The 2,534-nt window shown below is 43.1% G+C and carries 2 protein-coding genes; both read right to left on the reverse strand.

What is annotated here, in order from left to right; genetic code table 11:
* Positions 1 to 38: 38 nt before the first annotated feature.
* Complete coding sequence (gene istB / locus H8716_RS17345; protein ID WP_055057938.1) at positions 39 to 815, reverse strand: IS21-like element helper ATPase IstB; 777 nt, start codon at positions 813 to 815, stop codon at positions 39 to 41.
* On the reverse strand, positions 812 to 2,356 hold the full coding sequence (gene istA / locus H8716_RS17350; RefSeq protein ID WP_249310209.1) for an IS21 family transposase: 1,545 nt from the start codon (positions 2,354 to 2,356) through the stop codon (positions 812 to 814). Before istA ends, istB begins: the two co-directional genes overlap by 4 nt.
* Positions 2,357 to 2,534: the final 178 nt, after the last annotated feature.

A 2,534-nucleotide genomic window follows, 5' to 3' on the forward strand; every position in this document is an offset into this window, starting at 1 on the left:
GTCCGGACTAACGGAGCCACTCCATTTTGTTTATTAAGTTACTTTGCCATTGCTGGATCCAGTCCATATACTTCTCTCATAGAGAGGTCTTTAGATGGGTCAACACTTTCAATATCGATCTTATAGGAATCATACGATATACGATCCATGATGGCATCGGCAAGAGTACTTTCACCATCACAGATTTGCTGGTACCATTCACTTTCACGGAACTGAGAACAAAAGATCGTTGAAGATTTTTTACGTCTTTTATGTATCAGTTCAAAAAGATTCCTGGCTTCAGCTTCTGTCAGTTTAAGAAGCAGCCACTCATCAATGATCAGTACTATTGGCTTGGTGTATTTCTTCAGGACAGTCGAGAAAGTTCCATTGTCCCTGGCAGCCTGTAAGTCCAATAATAGATCAGGAAGCCGTACATACCGTACTGAGTAATAGTGCTTGCATGCTTCCATGCCAAAGGCACAGGCCATATAAGTTTTACCACTTCCGGTTGCTCCAGTAATAAAGATGTTCCGGTATTCTGTAATGTATTCACAGGTTGCCAGACGGTTGATCAGTGCTTTGTTCAGCTTTCGTCCAGAATGGTAATCAATCGCTGCGATGCTGGCATCTGGCTGTTCAAACTCAGCCTGGCGGATCAGCCTTTTCAGACGATTGTTTTTGCGGTTGCTGTATTCGACATCAACAAGCATGCCGAACCGATCTTCGAATGGAACTTCCTTCATTGCAGGATCATCCATCTGGATGCGGAATGCATCTGCCATAGCAGTCAGACGCATTTCAATAAGTTTATCGATTGTACTTTGATTTGTCATGATTTTTTACCTCCATAGTATCTGGCTCCTCTGGTTATGCCATGTGGTTTTACTGCTTGAGATGATTCTGATTCGGTATCAGGTGCATCCTTTGTTGCAACCAATAGATTTTTGATACTTTTATAGCTGGGTTTACCGGAATAAGAGAGCGCCTTAGCGCAGACCTGTTCCAGTTTTTCTGGCGAATATTTTTCTGCCAGTTTCAGTAATCCCATGCAGCTTCTGTAGGATTGCTGTTCAATCCTGCCGGAGGTAAGTATTGCATCGACAACCTTACTTGTGTTAATTCCAATCAAATCAGCCCACTTACGGAACCGGTCACCGTTCCATTCCAAATATTTCTGGTGTTCCTGCGGCATATGTTCTGTCACTGTAGAATACTGACCGCTTCGTCCATAGAGTCGTCTGTGAGAGGCAATACGATTGTGATTATAAAATATTTCAACCGTTGTATCTGTTATACGCACATCAACCTTATTTTTGATATACTGATAAGGCACGGAGTAGAACATTCTGTCTACTGCGATGTGATAGTTAAACTGGACGGTGGCTTGTTTCCACTCAGCCAGTTCAAAAGGTGTAGCAGGCAACGGAGCCAGTAATGGCATTTCTTCCCCAAGAAATAAACTGAGTCTGCTACATTCCTTTTTCTGAAATTTACGGGCGTTGTAGGCATCCAGTTTTTCACGGATTGAAGCATTTAATTCTGCAAGAGAGAAAAACTGCTCATTGCGAAGGGCTGCTGTTATCCATGTGGATATCTTTCCTACTGATCCCTCTACATTCGGTTTATCCTTGGGTTTCCGGACTCTGGCCGGAAGGATGGCGAAATTGTAATGTTCTGCCATCTCATGATAAGTTGTGTTTAAGGCAGTGTTGTACCAGTCACTCTTTTTATGATTCACTGCGGTTGTACAGTTATCAGAAACGAGCATAGGTGTGACACCTCCAAAGAAATCAAACATCTGGACATGAGCTTTGATCCAGTTGTCAGTTTTCTCATTCATATATGCTTTTACAAAAGCATACTGACTGTAAGTTAATACACCTACAAATATCCATGCATCTGTGATTTCTCCGGTGTCCGGATCAATGATGTGGGCAGGGTCACCGGCCCAGTCAACTTCAATCTGTTCACCTGGTTTTCTGGGGATATGCATGGTAGCCCTGCGTTTTTCTTCATCCTTCTGGATGTAGTAGCAGAACTGAGAATACATTAGAGGCTCTTCGTTGCTCATGCGGCACTCCTCACAGTATTCTACCCAGAGAAGCTTTTTGTTTACACCATTTCGCAGAAGTTCTTTGCGAATGTAGTCAAAGTTTGGCATGCGTTTATTCGTTGCCGACTTATCCTTAGGAAACATCAGCTCCTCTAGTGCGCTGTCGGTCATGTCGAAATCCAGCGGCCATGAAAGCTTGATTTCCGCTGCCTTTTTTAAAACCTTAGCGACTGTGTTTCTGGATACACCGCAACTCTGTGCGATGTTCCTCTCACTGAACCCTAAGCTTTTCAAGCGTAGGATTTCACGATACTTGGTCATAACTTACGACCTCCTTTATCTGTATTCACACCAAAGGTGTGTATTTACAGTATAAAGGAAATATATGTAATAGAGCCCAATAAGGTGGCTCTGAATTACCGGAATATATGGCTCTCATTTTCCGAAATGGTGGCTCTCAAAGTCCGGACAGGTGGCTCAAAGAGCCCCGGAATAATCA

The sequence above is a fragment of the Jingyaoa shaoxingensis genome (assembly GCF_014385005.1).
GTDB lineage: Bacteria > Bacillota > Clostridia > Lachnospirales > Lachnospiraceae > Marvinbryantia > Marvinbryantia shaoxingensis.

Bases quoted from the DNA above. Each gene is read 5' to 3' on its own strand.
- istB (WP_055057938.1), bottom strand. From the start codon at position 815: ATGACAAATCAAAGTACAATCGATAAACTTATTGAAATGCGTCTGACT.
- istA (WP_249310209.1), bottom strand. From the start codon at position 2,356: ATGACCAAGTATCGTGAAATCCTACGCTTGAAAAGCTTAGGGTTCAGT.